The organism is Flavobacterium polysaccharolyticum, from assembly GCF_038739875.1.
Classification (GTDB): domain Bacteria; phylum Bacteroidota; class Bacteroidia; order Flavobacteriales; family Flavobacteriaceae; genus Flavobacterium; species Flavobacterium polysaccharolyticum.
In genome coordinates this window covers 160,667-177,662 of sequence record NZ_JBCGDP010000002.1, presented here as the reverse complement: position 1 = coordinate 177,662, position 16,996 = coordinate 160,667, and the positions used below count along the sequence as shown (strand labels likewise).

Here is a 16,996-nt window from a genome sequence, read left to right as displayed (position 1 = left end):
TCCGGAATCAAAATTCATTTATAATATGCTATCTACAGCAGAAAATCTTCTACTCACGACAGAAAAACCTTCATTAACGACATCTTTTTTATTTGTTTTATTTTCAATCATTAATTTCATTTCAGAAAATATAATCTAGAGTTAGAAAGCGTTTTCGAGAGTAAACCAAAGAAGATATATTCTAAATGCCAATATCATAGCAATCAATTTTTTTTATTTATTAACACTAAATTTATATAAAATGGGACAGTACAAAAGTCGTCAGGAATTTTTAAAAAACAATCCAAGAGCAATTGCATTCTCAGCATTGGCTGAAGCTACGAACATGCAAGAAAAAATTGTCAATCAAGCGATTAAACTTCTCCCAAATCAACTAGAAGGAAAGGAAGTTATAATCATCGGCTCTGGTGTTGGTGGACTTACCACTGCATATGAACTACTCGCTCAAGAATCTGGTGCAAAAGTAACCATTCTGGAAGCATCTCATAAAACGGGAGGACGTTGTATGAGCTTACGCACAGGGGATACACTCATTGAAGATGCAAACAGTGATTTGTTCGATTCGAAACCAGGAAAACCACAAGTTGTTCGATTTAAACGCCCAGTGGGAGACTCGGAACCTTACCTTAATGCAGGTCCTGGTCGTATTCCAAGTAGTCACAAACGACTCCTTTCTTACTTAAAACGTTTTTCAGTGGATGTTGAAATATACGTGATGAATTCTGAATCGAATTTGGTTCAAAAAAACAAAAGTTTTGGAGGTAAGCCAATGGTTTACCGTCGTTTGGATCATAATACAAGAGGCTGGTTGGCGCACATGGTATACCAAAATGCAGAAGAATTACTTCGCAATTCAAAAGTGGGAATTAGTCAAAGTAACCTTAAAACACGCGTTAAAGAATTACAAAGTTTGATGATTAGTTTCGGTGAGCTTGATGCAGATGGGACCTATAGCGCAACGGCTGGATCACCTGGCTTCGAAGATGGAAAAACACGCGCTGGATATGAAGTATTACCGGGTGTTGCGGCTGGAATTGTAGCCGATGTTTTGAGTTTTGATAAATTGCTAGAATCCAAATTTTGGGAAGGAACGAAATTCTATCAACCCGTAGATTTTCTTTGGCAACCTGCTTTATTTCAACCCGTTGGAGGAATGGATCAGGTGCAGCATGCTTTTGCTCAACAAGTGGCAGCTTTGGGCGGAAATATCCTTTTGAACAGTCCTGTCAAAAAAATCAAATGGGACTCAACTAAAGAGAAATACATCATTTCGGTTGGACAAGTTGGAACAGATGAACCGATCTATTACGAAGCTGATTATTGTGTTTGCAACCTTGCGATGCCCTTTTTGAGTGAAATCCTTGATGAAGATCTTTTAAATAAGAATCTTAAATCAAAATTTAAAGAGGCATTAAAAGCCGTTTTTACGGCACAATTTGAACCAACAAAAGCTCCAGGTTACAAACCGCGAGAAGACGGATACGTTCCTCGTTTTTTAGCCTGTACCTCCAAAGTGGGTTGGCAAGCTAATCGATCCTTATGGCAAGGAAGTCCAATTAATCTGAAGACCATGGGAGTTGAAAAATCCGAAGTGGGAGTTGTGCCTATTTTTGGAGGAATCTCTTGGACAGACAATGAAATTCAACAAATCTGGTATCCATCTACGGCGTATCAAGACGAAAAAGGGGTGCTCACAGGGGCTTATAATTTTGATAAAGTAGCACACGATTGGGGTAAATTACCCGTTGAAGAGCGACTTACCAAAGCACGAAATGATGCCAGTAAATTCGGTAGGAAATTTGCCGAAGGATTGGAAGATGGCGTTGCTATCGCTTGGCAAAACATGCCACATATTAAAGGTGGCTGGGCATATTGGCAAGCCGTAGGAAATGCCGAATATGCAACAGAACAGTTCAATACTATTGCACAAGGTTCTGGAATTTATGACGAAACAGGAAAAAAGATAAATCCTAACTTCTTTATTGTTGGGGATCAAATTTCCTCTCTTCCTGGTTGGCAAGAAGGCGCAATTGCAGCTGCATTAAATGCAATTTCGAGAATGGCAAAACCAGAATTTAAAATACCATATTTGAAAAATTTACCAGATACTCGTTTGATGGTGGAAGGTATATAATCAATACAATAGAAACGAATAGGCGACGTAGAAAGTATGCTGCGTCGCTTTTTTATTATCCTTTTCGATTCGAAATTACTATTCGAACCAACAACTAGTTAACTCATTCATGAAATGGGATACTGTATTATTCTAAAATACAGGAGGTAGTTTTTTATTTCTCAGAGATATATTTAAGAACTCGATTCCGATGTAAAATAAAATTTGTCAAATGATTTTTTAATAAAAATCTATCGAATAATTTACCAAATATCTCAAAAGGAGTTTCGTAGGTAACAATATCGGTAACTACTACATAATTTTCTTTTTGTTCAAAAAAATGCTGGTGTTTGAAGCTTTTAAAATTACCTTTTAGCTGTTCGTCAACAAAATAGGTTGGAAAATTCATTTCTGAGATAATGCTTTGATGTGTAAAATAAAATCCAAAATGTTTTCCTCGCCAAGTAACCGTTTCATTTTTATTAATCAGTCCAGAAGTAATTCCTGCAATAGCTACTTCTTTCGTTTTACTTGCCGATTGCTGGTGAATATCGATATCTCTATTAATATCGAAAACTTTTTCAATGGGAGCGAAGTAGTTTGTGGTGATTTTTATGGTTGTCATATTTAGTTTTGGTTAAAATTCCAGTTAATATTGCTGCTGTAGTATACGACACAACTATGTCAGTAGTCATTTTACCTCCAATTAAATTGGCGGTGCAGATTACCCCTAGAACTATAAATGAAATAAAAATAATTTTTAGCATTAAAATCGACATCTTTTTTTTGAGATAAGCAAAACAGAAACCGCACAAAATATAAGTAGGAGCAGAAAAGAATAAACTGAAGATTAGTGATACAGGATAAACTTCTAAAAGCCCAACAATTTTATTAGGGTTTAAGTCATAAAAGTACATTATGATTTGAGAAATAAATGGCCCTAGTAAATTTGTATACATCCAATGCTTTAGTAAATAAGAGTTTTTCATATCTATTTTTATAATAAATCCTCAAATGCTTTTTTAGCTTTTTCATATGTAAAACTAAATCCGTTTTCTTGTAAACGTTTCGGAATTACATTTCTACTTTTTAAAACCAATTCGGTTTCAGTGCCTATGATTTTTGCGCCAAATGCTAACATTCGTTTGCCTAACGGAGTGCCAAAAGGAAACTTCATTTCTTTACGAAGCATCTTCATAAATGCTTTGTTTTGGATAGGTTCAGGTGAAACGAGGTTTACTTTGCCTGTAATTTCCTTTTCGATGATGAAATCTATCGCACGGGCAAAATCTTTTTCATGAATCCAGCTTATAAATTGGTTGCCATTTCCTTGTTTGCCACCAAAACCCATTTGCACAAGATTTTTAATAGGAGGGAAAGCACCACCTTTTTTGCCTAAAACGATAGAAGTTCTCAAAGCAGTTTTTTTTGTTTGTGGAGTTTCGGTTTTAAAAAAGGTTTTTTCCCAACTTTGGGCTACATTCATCGAAAAATCATTACCTATTTCTCCTGTGTATTCATCCATTTGTTTGTCTTCCGAATGACGATATATGGTCGCTGTTGAAGAGTTAAGCCAGTGTTTAGGTGGGTTCTGACATTGTAAAACGGCTTTGTTTAGGATTTTTGTGCTTTTAATTCTAGAAAGTAAAATTTCTTTTTTATTTTTCTCAGTATATCTACAATCGACAGATTTACCTGCCATATTTATTAATACATCAGCATTCTCTAATGCTGTTTCCCATCCTCCTAAGCTTTTAGCGTTCCAATGTACATAACATATGTTGCTTTCTTGTCTAGATTTTCCTCTAGTTAAGACGATGATTTCTGTACATTTTTGCTGAAAATGATCTATGATAACATTTCCTAAAAATCCTGTGCCAGCGGCAATGACGAGTTTATTCATATGTGTAAAGTTTTATTTGTTATAGGTCACATATGGTATCGCTTTTATTCATTTGTGTTTACTTCACTAAGCATTTATTTTTCATAGGTGTTCAGTGAATATATTTGCATACGCAAACTGCTAGTTTATGGCGATTTCATACTTATTTTTTTGCCTGTTAGACAAATTATTTGACACGTACTTTTGTTTTTATGCTGTTATTGAATTATTCATACTCGCTTCTTTAGATTTTCTTTTTCCTCTAAAAAATAAGTACAAATTAAAAAACATCATCACACCCAAGTAGATTGAAAATCCTCCTATTTGATAGCTCAATTCTTCAATAAGTTCTTGGTAAGTGTTTTCGTAAAGATTGATTTCTAGGATCATTAATGCGTAACCTAAATTGAGGAGATAAAAGCCCGTTTCGAATAGCTTGTTGGTCGCAGTTGCAATTTCCTCTCTACCTCTAAAAATATCTAGCATAAAGGTCTTTCCGTTTTTAAATAATGTTTTTGATACATAAAAAGTTAAAACAATTACAATAGGTAAATAGATTGCATAACCGATTAAAATTTTTGAAGTTTCCATAATGATTTATTTAATTAATTTTTGAACGTAATTTGTTAATATATAAAGATTTGAATAATGTAAGATGGATAGTATAAAGGCAATGGTTGCAATTTTTAAGGCAAGTGTTTCGATGAGTTGTTGGATTGTGATTATTTCATTCCACCAAATTAGGGTCATAGCACTGTACCCTATGTTTACAAGATAGTAGCCTACTAAAAGCGTTTTGTTTATTTGAACACATAAATCGGCGTGGTTAGGTATTAACTCGTTGACATACACATTTCCGTTTTTGTAGCATATTTTGCCTACGACAAGTATGATGAAAATGATTATGATTAGAAAAATTGTGTAACCAATTAGGTTATAATTGAAGGGTATCATAAATGCTGATTTTTCGTTTGTTTTTTACTGTAATCTCAGATCCATTGGCAAGAAAGACAGAACTTGGTTTAGTTGAGTTTAAAAAAGCAAAATCCCTTCCATAATTTTTTTCAAAATCTACTTCAATGGAATAATTTTTAATTGAATACTGTTCCCATTTAGGATGCTGTACTTCGTATTCGTAGGTTGTATTTTTAGTATATTTTGTATAGCCATAATAATGCTCCATAATAAATTCAGCTTCACTATTTGGATCTAAAGGTGATAGAAAATCATATGCATTTACTTCAATATAGTTGATCTCATCATTTTGGTTCCACTGATAGCTTACATTTAAAATTTCAGCTTTTAGTTTTACATTATGATTCATTGTTTGGGTTTCATAATGCTCTTTATATAATGTATTAGCAACAAAGGTGATGGCGCTTTTAGGAACAATTTCTTTGATAAAAACAACGCCGCGTTTCCATTCACCATTTTCAAAGTGTTTTACATAAAATCTAAGATTCACTTCCTCAAAATTGATGTGATTAGGAATTTTTAGACCTAACACTTTAGTGTCTTGAAACAAAAAACCAACCAAACTCACATAACAGTTACCATTAAAATAATCTAATTCGGTTCCAGCAGGTAGGTATTTTTGTAAGGTGTCAGAATGGACAATATAATTTGCCAAGATCAGGTTTTTCCATTGTGCGGTTAAGAAGTTCATTTAGTTCTTTTTTGGAAATGAATAATGTATGTTAAATAAACAATTTGCATAATGGGTAGTGTGAAAAACCAATTAAAAGTTTTATCCCAAAATGCAAAGAAGAAAATAACAAGAGTAAAATAGAGATATATTAATTTGTTTTGCGGAAATGCAATAACATGCAAAATAGCAGCCAAAACTTGTAAGAATCCTGTTATTGCGATACCATATGGACCTATTATTAGGAAGAGTAAGGCAATGATGTTGATTATTTTACTTATTTTAAAGATGATTTTCATAATATTTGTATTTATTAAACTTTCAGAAAAAAATGAAAGTTTATGTTAAATTTTTTTAGCTTTATTTCATAAACTTAACCACCAATTTGGTTAGCCAATTGTCTTTGTATTCAGTGATTTTATCCAAAACATTATCGGCTTTCAAAACAAAATCGTAGAGTTTTGTGGTTTGCTCAATAAATTGTATTTCTTCTGCTGTGTTATTGGATGGAATGGATGATACTTCTTTTAAAATTTTAAGTGCTGGTTTAATTTCACGCTTGCTTCTTTCTCTTGCAATTTTAACTGCTAACTCGTCTAAATCTTTTTCGGCTGTAAAAAATTCTCTCCTTTCACCAGCTTTGTATTCTTTATAGACAATACCCCAATCCATCAAAGCTCGTAAATTCATACTGGCATTGCCTCGTGAAATTTGTAATTCTTCCATTACTTCTTCCATCGAAACAGCCTCGCTTGAAACCATCAACAAAGCGTGTATTTGTGCCATTGTTTTGTTAATGCCCCATTGAGAACCTAATGCTCCCCAGGTTTGTACGAATTTGTTTTTTGCTTCTTTGAATTCCATTTTTCGGATTTATTTCCTTTTGTTAAAACAAATGTAAGTAAAAGTTTTTAAACTTTCAAAAATAAATGAAAGTTTATTTTAAAAAAGAAAACCGAAGTTTTGCTACCTCGGTTTTTTATATGAATGCTGAAATTGACTAAATCAATCCCGCTCTTTTCAAAAGTGCATCTGCCTTTGGTTCTTGCCCTCTAAAGCGTTTGTAGAGTTCCATTGGTAATTCGGTGCCACCTTTTGAAAGTACGTTGTCTTTGAATTTTGTCGCCACTTCTTTGTTGAAAATGCCTTTTTCTTGAAAATAAGCAAACGCATCGGCATCGAGCACTTCTGCCCATTTGTAGCTGTAATAACCAGAAGAATATCCTCCTGCAAAAATATGGGAGAAGGAAACCGACATACAGTTTTCGGCAACATCAGGATATAGAGAAGTGCCTTCAAAAGCCGTTTTTTCAAACGCTTTGATGTTAGTAATTGCGATTGGATTGTTACTATGAAAGGCCATATCTAAAATACCAAAACTCAATTGGCGAAGTGTAGCCATTCCTTCTTGGAAACTAGCGCTTTCCTTGATTTTATCTACATATTCTTGCGGAATGATTTCTCCTGTTTCATAATGTTTCGCAAATAATGCCAGTGCTTCAGGTTCGTAACACCAGTTTTCCATCACCTGACTTGGTAGTTCCACAAAATCCCAGTACACAGAGGTTCCTGATAAACTTGGATAGATAGTATTGGCCAACATACCGTGTAATCCGTGACCAAATTCGTGGAATAAAGTCGTTACTTCATTAAAAGTTAGTAATGAGGGTTTGGTGGCGGTTGGCTTGGTGAAATTACAAACATTCGAAATATGAGGTCTTTCGTTTATGCCGTCTTTAATGTATTGTGATTTGAAAGAAGTCATCCAAGCACCGTTTCGTTTGCCTTTTCTTGGGAAAAAATCGGCGTAGAAGATAGCCACAAGTTCTCCAAACTCATCTTTCACTTCATAGGTGGTTACTTCTTCGTGGTATTTATCGATGTCGAAAATTTCCGTGAAGGTTAATCCAAATAATTTATTGGCAATAGTAAACGCTCCGTTCAAAACGTTTTCTAATTGAAAATAAGGTTTTAGTTTTTCGTCATCCAAATTGAATAATTTTTGCTTCAATTTTTCAGCATAATAGGCGCCATCCCATTTTTCTAATTGTTCAATGCCGTCTAAATCTTTGGCGAAAGCCGATAATTCAGCAAATTCTTTTTCAGCAGCTGGTTTGGCTTTGGTCAGTAAATCATTCAAAAACGATTTGACTTTGTCAGGATGTTGTGCCATTCTTTCCTCTAAAACAAAATGAGAATGCGTTTCATAGCCTAATAAATTAGCTCTTTCGAAGCGTAACTTGGCAATTTTCAAGGCAATGGTTTGATTGTCGAATTCGTTATTTTGAAAGGCTTTTTTACCAGCAGCGATGGCTATTTCTTTGCGCAATTCACGATTGTCGGCATAGGTCACAAACGGAATGTAACTTGGGAAATCCAAAGTGAAAATCCAACCCTCCAAATCCTTGCTTTTGGCCAATGCACTAGCTGCTTCAATAGCGCCTTCTGGCAAACCTTTTAAATCGGCTTCATTGGTTAAATGCAATTGGTAGTTGTTGGTTTCGGCCAAAACATTTTCACTGAAAGTCAGTTTGAGTTTAGCCAATTCCGTATCGATTTCGCGTAATTTTAGTTTGTCTTCCTCCGAAAGCAAGGCACCATTTCGAGAAAAACTTTTGAATTTTTTGTCTAATAATGTAGCTTGTTCTGGCGATAAATTCAAGGTATCTTTTTGCTCGTAAACCGATTTTATTCTTTGGAATAAGGCTTCGTTTAAGGTAATATCATTGCTGAATTCGGTCAACAAAGGCGAAACTTCTTGGGCGATTTTTTGCATCTCATCACAAGTTTCGGCCGAATTCAAATTAAAGAAAATAGACGATAAACGGACCAAAGCATTTCCAGAAAAATCCAACGCTTCGATAGTGTTTTCGAAAGTCGGAGCTGCTGGATTGTTGATGATGGCGTCAATTTCCGCTTTTGCTGCAGTGATATTCTCGATAAATGCAGGTTGGTAATCCTCCAATTTTATTTGTGAAAAGGGCGCAGTATTGTATTTTGTATTGAATAATGAAGTTAAAATGCTCATAAATATATTGTTTTGTTACACAAAGATTCACAAAGCAAAAACTGAGATTCACAAAATATTTTCGTGCATCTTCGAGTAACCTTTGTGAATCTCCGTGAAATATTTTTATTTTTTCAATCCTTCAGCCGCTTTGAGGACTGTATCTTTCAATCCTTCTTTGTAAAGGACGATTTTATCTAAAACGCATTGATCAGCACTACCAATGATTTGAGCAGCCAAGATTCCTGCGTTTTTTGCACCGTTTAAGGCAACAGTGGCAACTGGAACACCACCTGGCATTTGTAAAATTGACAATACAGAATCCCAACCATCAATTGAATTGCTTGATTTTACGGGAACACCAATCACTGGTAATGGCGACATCGAGGCTACCATTCCTGGTAAATGTGCAGCGCCTCCAGCTCCCGCAATAATCACTGAAATACCTCGTTTGTGAGCGTTTTGGCTAAAATCAAATAACTTTTCTGGTGTTCTGTGCGCCGAAACAATATCGACTTCTACTGCTATATCAAATCCGTTTAGGATATCGATGGCGTCTTGCATTACAGGCATATCAGATATACTGCCCATTATTACTGCTACTTTCATATAAGCCCCCTAACCCCCAAAGGGGGAATTCCTACTAGGGGTGAGTAGGGTTTGAGTTGTTATTTATTATAATTCTGGAATCATATTCCAAATATCGATTCCAAATTCTTCCTGAATGGCTCTCAAATAAGAGATCGAATTAATTTCATTATCGATTTTGTCTTGAAAATATTTTTTTATTTCTAAATCAGTTTGAAGTTTTCTATCATTTATTGATTCTCTTCTTCTTTTTATATAGTTTTTTCTGTCTTCAACTCTTTTTTGATTATTTAAGTCTAATAGGATTATAAGATTATTTGCTTCATCATCATTTAGTTTAGCAAAGTATTCACCTTCATTATAAATAACCCTATCTTCAAAATTTTCAACATATGGCAATAAAATTGGTTCAATCCAATTGTCTGTTTTTCTTTGATTAGCAAGATGCTTGACTTTATACCAATTATAATAATTGTCGTTCGGCTGGTCTTTTAAGTTTGGATTGAAATGTTCAATGTCATTTGCATCGTCAAATCCTATATAATGTTCAGTATAAGCGCAAAATCCCTTTTGCTCTTTTAAAAGAAGTATGCCTAGTTTGGTATTATTTCCGTTAGATTTATGAGTTAAATTGTTGGAAATAATTAAAGAAGTTGGAGATTTTAATACTCTTTTCATTCATTAAAAATTATATTTATCTCCAATAGATTCAATTTCGTCTTGAAGTTTTTGTTTTACTTCTTCGTTTTTTTCAAACAGCAGTTGTCTTCTTTTTTCAAGATACTCATTATACACTTTTTTGCCATACTTGTTTATATAATCAATTCCAAAATCATTATAAAGCATATCATTTGGGTCATCTCCAATTGGCGATGTTCCTCTGCGAACCGCTACTTTTCCTTCTTCGTCATAATAAAGAATAAAACGTTCTTCGGCTTCAAAAGAGGCAGCAATAAATGGAGAATGTGTGGCAACGATAAATTGTGCATCGGGTGCGAGTCTTTGATAATGATCCATTAGTTCCATTTGCATATCAGGATATAAGGAACGTTCAGGCTCATCAATTAAAATTATTGAGTCTTTTGTATCTAGTTTGAATAATGGTAGGAAAGACAACAATAATCCTTTTGTTCCAGTACTTGTATCTTGGATGGGAATTATTTCATCAGTTCTTTTGTTTTTTATTGGGATAGAATATTCGGTGTTAACCAAATCAACTTCCAAATTTAATTTTTCCAAAAGAGGATTGAATTCTTTTGCAAATGATTCTAATTTATTTGGATTTTCTATTTGCCATTTTTGAAATTCTAAGCCTAATTTTTTTGCATCAGCAATGAGTCCTTTGTGTATCAACTCAGACATTTTTTGAGTGAAATTTTTACGGTAATTTAAAATTTCGTTTAACAAAATAAGCCATAAATCAGAGTCAACATTTTCGTCAAAATTTATAGGGTTTTCTTTGGAGTAAATATTAGTCAAAATGAACTTCTCATTTACTCCAGGATACTTTTCAACTAGATCAGTAGGGTTTTTTGTAAAAAGTTCAATATTTTTCTCTGAAATTAAATTTGATTTAAAGTAAAAAATATAACTACTAGTAGCATCACTTAATAAATTTGAAAAGTTTCCAGTATTAGCATATGAAAATGATTGTCCATTATAATGTAATTTCTTATTTTCTATTTGAATAGAACCGTCATTGTGTTCAAAAGTTATCTGGCCAAAATTAATAGGAATTTCTATTTTGTATGAAAAGACATTATTTGAAACGATACAATTGTTTATGGAAATGTGCCTTTCTTTGATTATTTCCAATAAACTAGTCTTTCCAGTAGCACTTTGTCCAATAAAACATATTTTATTCAAAGGTTGACCTTTACGATCACCACTTTGATACGTAAAATCAAAATCCAGATTTTCCAAATGTCTAAACTGATCGATATGTAATTTTGAAATTTTCATGAATTCAATTTTTACAAAGCTAATTAAAAATTATTAGGTAAATGGGCAACGAAACTAAGGACTAATTACTAATCACTAGGCACTATTTACTAAGCACTAATCACTCTTATCGTATTCTTTACCTCCTCCGCAATTCTTCTTGCTTCAGCCATATTTTCATTGGCAATGGTCACGTGTCCCATTTTTCTGAAAGGACGGGTTTGCTTTTTACCATAAATATGTGGGGTAACGCCATTCCAACCTAAAATCGTTTCGATGTTTTCGTAAACCACGTCTCCAGAATGACCTTCGGCACCTACCAAATTGACCATAATTCCAGCCACTTTACTATCGGTATTGCCCAAAGGTAAATCCAAAATGGCGCGCAAATGGTTTTCGAATTGCGAAGTATAACTCGCCTCAATACTGTAATGACCTGAATTGTGCGGACGCGGGGCTACTTCGTTTACTAGAATTTCATCGTCTTCGGTTTGAAACATTTCAACCGCCAAAAGTCCTACGTGGTTGAATTGTTGCGAAACATTTAGCGCAATAGCTCTAGCTTTTTCGGCTACTTTTTCGTCGATTCTGGCGGGACAGATTACATATTCTACCTGATTGGCTTCGGGATGAAATTCCATTTCGACCACAGGATAGGTTTTGATTTCGCCCGATGGATTGCGGCATACGATAACTGCTAATTCGTTTTTGAACGGAATCATCGTTTCGGCAATACATTCTACATTGGGTAACAAATCCAAATCCGAAGCTTTTCGCACCACTTTTACGCCGTTTCCGTCGTAACCAAATTCAGTACATTTCCATACAAAAGGCAATTCAACTGCGCTCGATGTTACAGCTAATTGTAAAGCATCAAGATTTTCAAATCGAGTGTAGGGAGCGGTGGGAATATTGTGTTGTGTGTAAAAATCTTTTTGCACGCCTTTGTTTTGAATCAAACGTAAAGTTTTTGGAGATGGATAAACTTTTTTTCCTTCGTTTTCTAATTTTTCTAAGGCTTCTAGATTTACTAATTCTATTTCGAAAGTCAGCACATCGACTTGTTTCCCAAAAGTATAGACGGTATCAAAATCCATCAAATCACCTTGAAAGAATTGGTTACAAGCGATTTTGCAAGGTGCTTCGTCGCTAGGGTCTAGTACATAGGTTTGTATGTCGAATTTTCGAGTGTCAAACAATAGCATCTTGCCTAATTGTCCGCCACCTAATATGCCTAGTTTAAAATCAGAAGAAAAATAATTCATGGTTGTGTGTTTGTAAACGGCAAAGATACTTATAATGATTGAAACCGAAAATGCTATTTTATTTTCCTCAATATCTCTCTCGAAACGGCTTTGTAGGCTGCGGATTGATCGGGATAGTCTTTTTCGATTATGATTTGTAATTCAGGATAAATCCAATCATTCGATTTTCCTAGCACGAATAGTGTGCGGATACAGTAGCATTTGGCCGCTACTTTAGTATCAGAAATCAACCAATCAAAGCAGCATTCCGTTATTAGCTCAAGATGTTTTGAGGTCAGTTGGATGGTATTCTTTTTAAAATGATTTTCAACCAATAACTGCAATACTTTGGCGACTGGACGAATCGCACTTTCATTGTTGAGTTGATTTAAATGCGAACAAAAGAAATCCAAATGCGGTTGCAGCCATTCTAGTTGACTATAAGCCACTTGTTCCAAAACCCAACAGGCTTTGTATGACTTTTCATCTTCAGTAGCAAAGCAAAGGTGTAGCAATTCCTCAAAATGAGCGGGGTGGTTCAAAACAAATTGCGCCGCTAGCACTCTTTTGTCTCGATAACCACTTACATAATCTAGATGGGACAACAGTTCAGTGCTCATATTGGATGGTTTTAATTTAAAAATACAAATTTAAAATCAATTGTTAAATGTCAAATCCGAATTCTGTATCTTTGCGCATTATTTTAAACCTAAAAATAATGATACAACTTCACGATAAACAATTTGTTCCGTTTATTTCTGCTAACGAAATTGATTTTGCTATTACCAAATTAGCCACTCAAATTCAAGACGATTTTGCTGATGAAACTCCTGTTTTTGTTGGAGTTTTGAATGGATCATTTATGGTGGTTTCAGATTTGATGAAAAAATACAAAAAACCTTGTGAAATCACTTTTATTAAGATGGCTTCCTATGAAGGAACGGCCTCTACCGAAAATGTAAAACAATTAATAGGTTTGAATCAAGACCTTTCAGGTAGATCGGTAGTGATTCTCGAAGATATTGTAGACACCGGAAATACTTTGGTGGAGATAAAAGAATTGTTCAAAAGTCAAAATGTAAAGCATTTCAAAATTGCCACTCTTTTCTTTAAGCCGGAAGCCTACAAGCAAGATATTAAAATTGATTATATCGGTATCCGAATTCCAAACAAATTCATCGTTGGCTACGGTCTAGATTATGATGGATTGGGAAGAAACCTATCCGAAGTATATCAGCTAAGCGAATAACTAAAAGTAACTATAACTAATTAAAAGGTAATCTTTAAACACAAGGTTGCCACTTTTAAAATTACAAAAATGATTAACATTGTTTTATTTGGGAAACCAGGTGCAGGAAAAGGAACTCAAGCAGAATTCCTAAAAGAAAAATACCAATTAGTTCACATTTCTACAGGAGATGTATTTCGTTATAACCTGAAAAATGATACCGAGTTAGGAAAACAAGCTCGTGTATTTATGGACGCAGGAGATTTAGTACCAGATGAATTAACCACTAAAATGCTAATTGACGAGGTAAACAAAAATTTGGATGCCAAAGGAATTTTGTTCGATGGATACCCAAGAACTATTTCTCAAGCCGAAGCATTAGATGCATTTTTGCCAACTATCGGTAGCCAAGTAACTGCGACTGTTGCGCTAGAAGCTGATGACGAAGTACTAGTGGCACGTTTGCTAGAAAGAGGAAAAACGAGTGGTAGAGTAGACGACCAAGACGAAGAAAAAATCAGAAACCGTTACCAAGAATACAATGAAAAAACTGCTCCTTTGATGGATTATTACAAGGCGCAAAACAAATTTCACGCTGTAGATGGTATAGGAAGTATTCAAGAAATTACCGAAAGACTTACACAAGTTATCGATAATTTGTAGGAGCATCTCCAGCTGTACGTTACAAGTCCTCCTCTTGTGATTTGTTTTTGTAAAGCATCGCCCAAGCTTCTTTTAGTCGCTTAGCGCTACTAACAAAAACTAAATCACAAGAGTCCGGGCTTTTCTCTTCCATCTGGGCTAAAAAGAAGTTTAACTAACAAACATAAAATTGGAAATACTGATTATCTTTTTTCTAATACTCTTAAATGGCGTTTTCTCTATGTCAGAAATCGCATTGATTTCAGCAAGGAAAAATAGATTAGAAACAGCTGCAAAAAAAGGAAATAAAAGTGCAAAAACGGCATTAGATTTAGCCAATTCTCCCAATAAGTTTTTGTCAACCGTACAAATAGGAATCACCCTAATTGGTATTTTGACAGGTATTTATTCTGGAGACAAAATCACCAAAGATGTAGAGCTTTTTATACAAAGCTATCAAGTTTTTCAACCCTATGCCCACTCCATTGCAGTAGGTATTGTGGTTGTCGTTCTTACCTTTTTCTCTTTAGTATTAGGCGAGTTGTTGCCCAAAAGAATTGGTCTCAACCACCCAGAGTCTATTGCGAAGACTGTAGCGATGCCAATGAAATTTATTTCGATAATCACGGCTCCATTTATATGGTTACTTACATCTTCTACAGATGCTATTTTAGACCTTTTGCAAATCAAACCAACGGCAGACGGTAAAGTAACCGAGGAAGAAATCAAAGCCATTATCAAAGAAGGAACCGAAGGAGGCGAAGTACAAGAAATAGAACAAGATATCGTAGAGCGCGTTTTTCATATTGGTGACCGAAAAGTCAACTCCTTAATGACACACCGTAAGTCTGTAGTTTTCTTGCCATTTAATGCCAACAAAGAGCAAGTAAGGCAGTTAATGTTGAAAGAATTGCATTCCATTTACCCAGTTTATGGCGAGAATTTTGACGACATAGTAGGCGTGGTCAACTTAAAAAACATATTCTCTAATTTTGAAAATGATAACTTCAATTTAGCGGATATTATGACCGAAGCGCCTTTTATTATGGAACAAACTACCGCTTATACGGCTTTGGAGAATTTCAAAAAAACAGGTATTCATTACGCCTTTGTTTCTGATGAGTATGGCGATTTTCAAGGGGTGATTACCTTAAATGATATTTTAGAAGCTTTAGTTGGTGATGCTTCTGAGTTTTATAAAGATGATTTTCAATTAATAGAAAGAGAAGATGGCTCTTGGTTAGTTGATGGACATTATTCATTACACGATTTCTTAACCTTTTTTGAGTTAGATGAATTAATTAATGATTATGAAGTAACCACGGTGAGTGGTTTGATAATGACCGAATTGTCTCGTATTCCAAAACAAGGAGAAAAATTGATTTGGCAAAAGTTTGAGCTAGAAGTCATTGATATGGATGGGGTTAAGATAGATAAAGTAATGGTGAAAGCCTTAAATGGTTAATTTGGTTTAGGGTTAAAATGTTTAATGTTGTTGGTTCTCAGAACAAATTTAAACTTTTAAGCTTTTAAACTTTTATACAAGAAAAAATGACAGAAGATTTGAAATTAAAAGGAGGACAGCCAGTGGCTGTCATGTATTTTTTTTAGATTTTTTGAAAAGTAAAAGAAATTATGACAGAAGGAAATTTTGTAGATTACGTAAAAATATTTGTTTCATCTGGTAAAGGTGGAAAAGGTTCTACGCATTTGCACAGAGAGAAATTTATACAATACGGTGGGCCAGATGGTGGAGATGGAGGTCGAGGAGGACACATTTATCTAGTAGGTAATAAAGGGCTTTGGACTTTATTTCATCTAAAATTTGCCCGTCACATCAAAGCGGGTCACGGAGGAGATGGTGGTGGCGACAGAAGTACTGGTGCTGATGGAGAAGATAAATTTATCGAGGTACCATTAGGAACCGTTGTTAAGGACAAAGAAACTGGTGAAACATTATTTGAAATCACTGAAGACGGAGAAAAACAAGTTTTATGCCGCGGCGGAAAAGGAGGATTAGGTAACTGGCATTTCCGTAGTTCGACCAACCAAACACCAAGATATGCGCAACCAGGTTTGCCTGGTATTGAAATGGATGTAATTCTGGAGCTGAAAGTTTTGGCTGATGTTGGTTTAGTAGGTTTCCCAAATGCAGGAAAATCAACTTTGCTATCGGTATTGACTTCTGCGAAACCTAAAATTGCCGACTATCCTTTTACGACTTTAAAACCTAATTTAGGAATCGTAGCCTATAGAGATTATCAGTCGTTTGTGATTGCTGATATTCCTGGTATTATTGAAGGTGCAGCCGAAGGAAAAGGTTTAGGACATTATTTCTTACGTCACATCGAAAGAAATTCTACGCTGTTGTTCTTGGTTCCAGTAGATACGCCTGATATCAAAGCGGAATATGATATTTTGGTGAATGAATTGACCAAATACAATCCAGAAATGTTAGATAAAGAACGTTTATTGGTCATTTCAAAAATTGATATGCTTGATGATGAATTAAAAGCAGAACTAAAAGCCGATTTAGACGTAGCTTTCAAAGACGTTCCTTATATGTTCATTTCATCGGTTGCCCAACAAGGTTTGACCGAATTGAAAGATAAATTATGGAAAATGTTGAACGAATAATTTCTTTTCATTCAAATATGAAAAGGTGTTCTTTATCAAGGAGCACCTTTTTTTATTTTGTAAAATTCA

17 protein-coding genes are annotated in these 16,996 nt (G+C 34.7%); 5 read left to right on the top strand and 12 right to left on the bottom strand.

Annotated features, from left to right (window positions below; translation table 11 throughout):
* The first annotated feature begins 241 nt into the window (after window positions 1-241).
* Window positions 242-2,134 carry a flavin monoamine oxidase family protein gene (locus WFZ86_RS02625; RefSeq protein ID WP_342690479.1) on the top strand — a complete coding sequence of 631 codons (1,893 nt, stop codon included), beginning with the start codon at window positions 242-244 and terminating at the stop codon, window positions 2,132-2,134.
* Between the two features lie 154 nt (window positions 2,135-2,288).
* Here the strand turns inward: WFZ86_RS02625 and WFZ86_RS02620 are convergent, their stop codons facing one another.
* The 12 genes from WFZ86_RS02620 to WFZ86_RS02565 form a co-directional block, all read right to left on the bottom strand.
* Entirely contained in the window at window positions 2,289-2,738 is a 450-nt protein-coding gene (locus WFZ86_RS02620; RefSeq protein WP_342690478.1) for an SRPBCC family protein, read from the bottom strand.
* Between the two features lie 372 nt (window positions 2,739-3,110).
* Window positions 3,111-4,016, bottom strand: coding sequence for a TIGR01777 family oxidoreductase (locus WFZ86_RS02615; protein ID WP_342690477.1), 906 nt, complete (start codon window positions 4,014-4,016; stop codon window positions 3,111-3,113).
* 189 nt (window positions 4,017-4,205) lie between these two features.
* Window positions 4,206-4,586 carry a hypothetical protein gene (locus WFZ86_RS02610; protein ID WP_342690476.1) on the bottom strand — a complete coding sequence of 127 codons (381 nt, stop codon included), beginning with the start codon at window positions 4,584-4,586 and terminating at the stop codon, window positions 4,206-4,208.
* A 343-nt stretch (window positions 4,587-4,929) separates the two neighbouring features.
* Window positions 4,930-5,661 carry a YqjF family protein gene (locus WFZ86_RS02605; protein ID WP_342690475.1) on the bottom strand — a complete coding sequence of 244 codons (732 nt, stop codon included), beginning with the start codon at window positions 5,659-5,661 and terminating at the stop codon, window positions 4,930-4,932.
* Window positions 5,658-5,939 carry a hypothetical protein gene (locus WFZ86_RS02600; protein ID WP_342690474.1) on the bottom strand — a complete coding sequence of 94 codons (282 nt, stop codon included), beginning with the start codon at window positions 5,937-5,939 and terminating at the stop codon, window positions 5,658-5,660. The genes WFZ86_RS02605 and WFZ86_RS02600 overlap by 4 nt, the downstream gene beginning before the upstream one ends.
* Window positions 5,940-6,000: 61 nt before the next feature.
* On the bottom strand, window positions 6,001-6,504 hold the full coding sequence (locus tag WFZ86_RS02595) for a GbsR/MarR family transcriptional regulator (RefSeq protein WP_342690473.1): 504 nt from the start codon (window positions 6,502-6,504) through the stop codon (window positions 6,001-6,003).
* 136 nt (window positions 6,505-6,640) lie between these two features.
* A complete protein-coding gene (locus WFZ86_RS02590) occupies window positions 6,641-8,668 on the bottom strand; it encodes a M3 family metallopeptidase (protein ID WP_342690472.1) in 2,028 nt (675 codons plus the stop codon).
* A gap of 105 nt (window positions 8,669-8,773) precedes the next feature.
* Window positions 8,774-9,256, bottom strand: a complete 483-nt coding sequence (purE, locus tag WFZ86_RS02585; RefSeq protein WP_342690471.1) for a 5-(carboxyamino)imidazole ribonucleotide mutase — start codon at window positions 9,254-9,256, stop codon at window positions 8,774-8,776.
* A 66-nt stretch (window positions 9,257-9,322) separates the two neighbouring features.
* Window positions 9,323-9,913: a hypothetical protein gene (locus WFZ86_RS02580; RefSeq protein ID WP_342690470.1), complete on the bottom strand. Its 591-nt coding sequence runs from the start codon at window positions 9,911-9,913 to the stop codon at window positions 9,323-9,325.
* Window positions 9,914-9,916: 3 nt separating this feature from the next.
* The gene (locus WFZ86_RS02575) at window positions 9,917-11,197 is read right to left on the bottom strand and encodes an AAA family ATPase (protein WP_342690469.1); all 1,281 of its coding nucleotides are present in this window, start codon (window positions 11,195-11,197) and stop codon (window positions 9,917-9,919) included.
* A gap of 89 nt (window positions 11,198-11,286) precedes the next feature.
* Window positions 11,287-12,441: a 5-(carboxyamino)imidazole ribonucleotide synthase gene (locus WFZ86_RS02570; RefSeq protein ID WP_342690468.1), complete on the bottom strand. Its 1,155-nt coding sequence runs from the start codon at window positions 12,439-12,441 to the stop codon at window positions 11,287-11,289.
* Between the two features lie 53 nt (window positions 12,442-12,494).
* Window positions 12,495-13,040: a hypothetical protein gene (locus WFZ86_RS02565; protein ID WP_342690467.1), complete on the bottom strand. Its 546-nt coding sequence runs from the start codon at window positions 13,038-13,040 to the stop codon at window positions 12,495-12,497.
* A 98-nt stretch (window positions 13,041-13,138) separates the two neighbouring features.
* On the opposite strand from WFZ86_RS02565, the gene hpt reads away from it, so the two are divergent.
* The 4 genes from hpt (at window position 13,139) to obgE (ending at window position 16,927) form a co-directional block, all read left to right on the top strand.
* Complete coding sequence (hpt, locus tag WFZ86_RS02560) at window positions 13,139-13,669, top strand: hypoxanthine phosphoribosyltransferase (RefSeq protein WP_342690466.1); 531 nt, start codon at window positions 13,139-13,141, stop codon at window positions 13,667-13,669.
* 69 nt (window positions 13,670-13,738) lie between these two features.
* Window positions 13,739-14,311: an adenylate kinase gene (locus WFZ86_RS02555; RefSeq protein WP_300976777.1), complete on the top strand. Its 573-nt coding sequence runs from the start codon at window positions 13,739-13,741 to the stop codon at window positions 14,309-14,311.
* A 220-nt stretch (window positions 14,312-14,531) separates the two neighbouring features.
* Window positions 14,532-15,755, top strand: coding sequence for a hemolysin family protein (locus tag WFZ86_RS02550; protein ID WP_425402851.1), 1,224 nt, complete (start codon window positions 14,532-14,534; stop codon window positions 15,753-15,755).
* A 170-nt stretch (window positions 15,756-15,925) separates the two neighbouring features.
* Complete coding sequence (gene obgE / locus WFZ86_RS02545; RefSeq protein WP_342690464.1) at window positions 15,926-16,927, top strand: GTPase ObgE; 1,002 nt, start codon at window positions 15,926-15,928, stop codon at window positions 16,925-16,927.
* Window positions 16,928-16,996 lie beyond the last annotated feature (69 nt).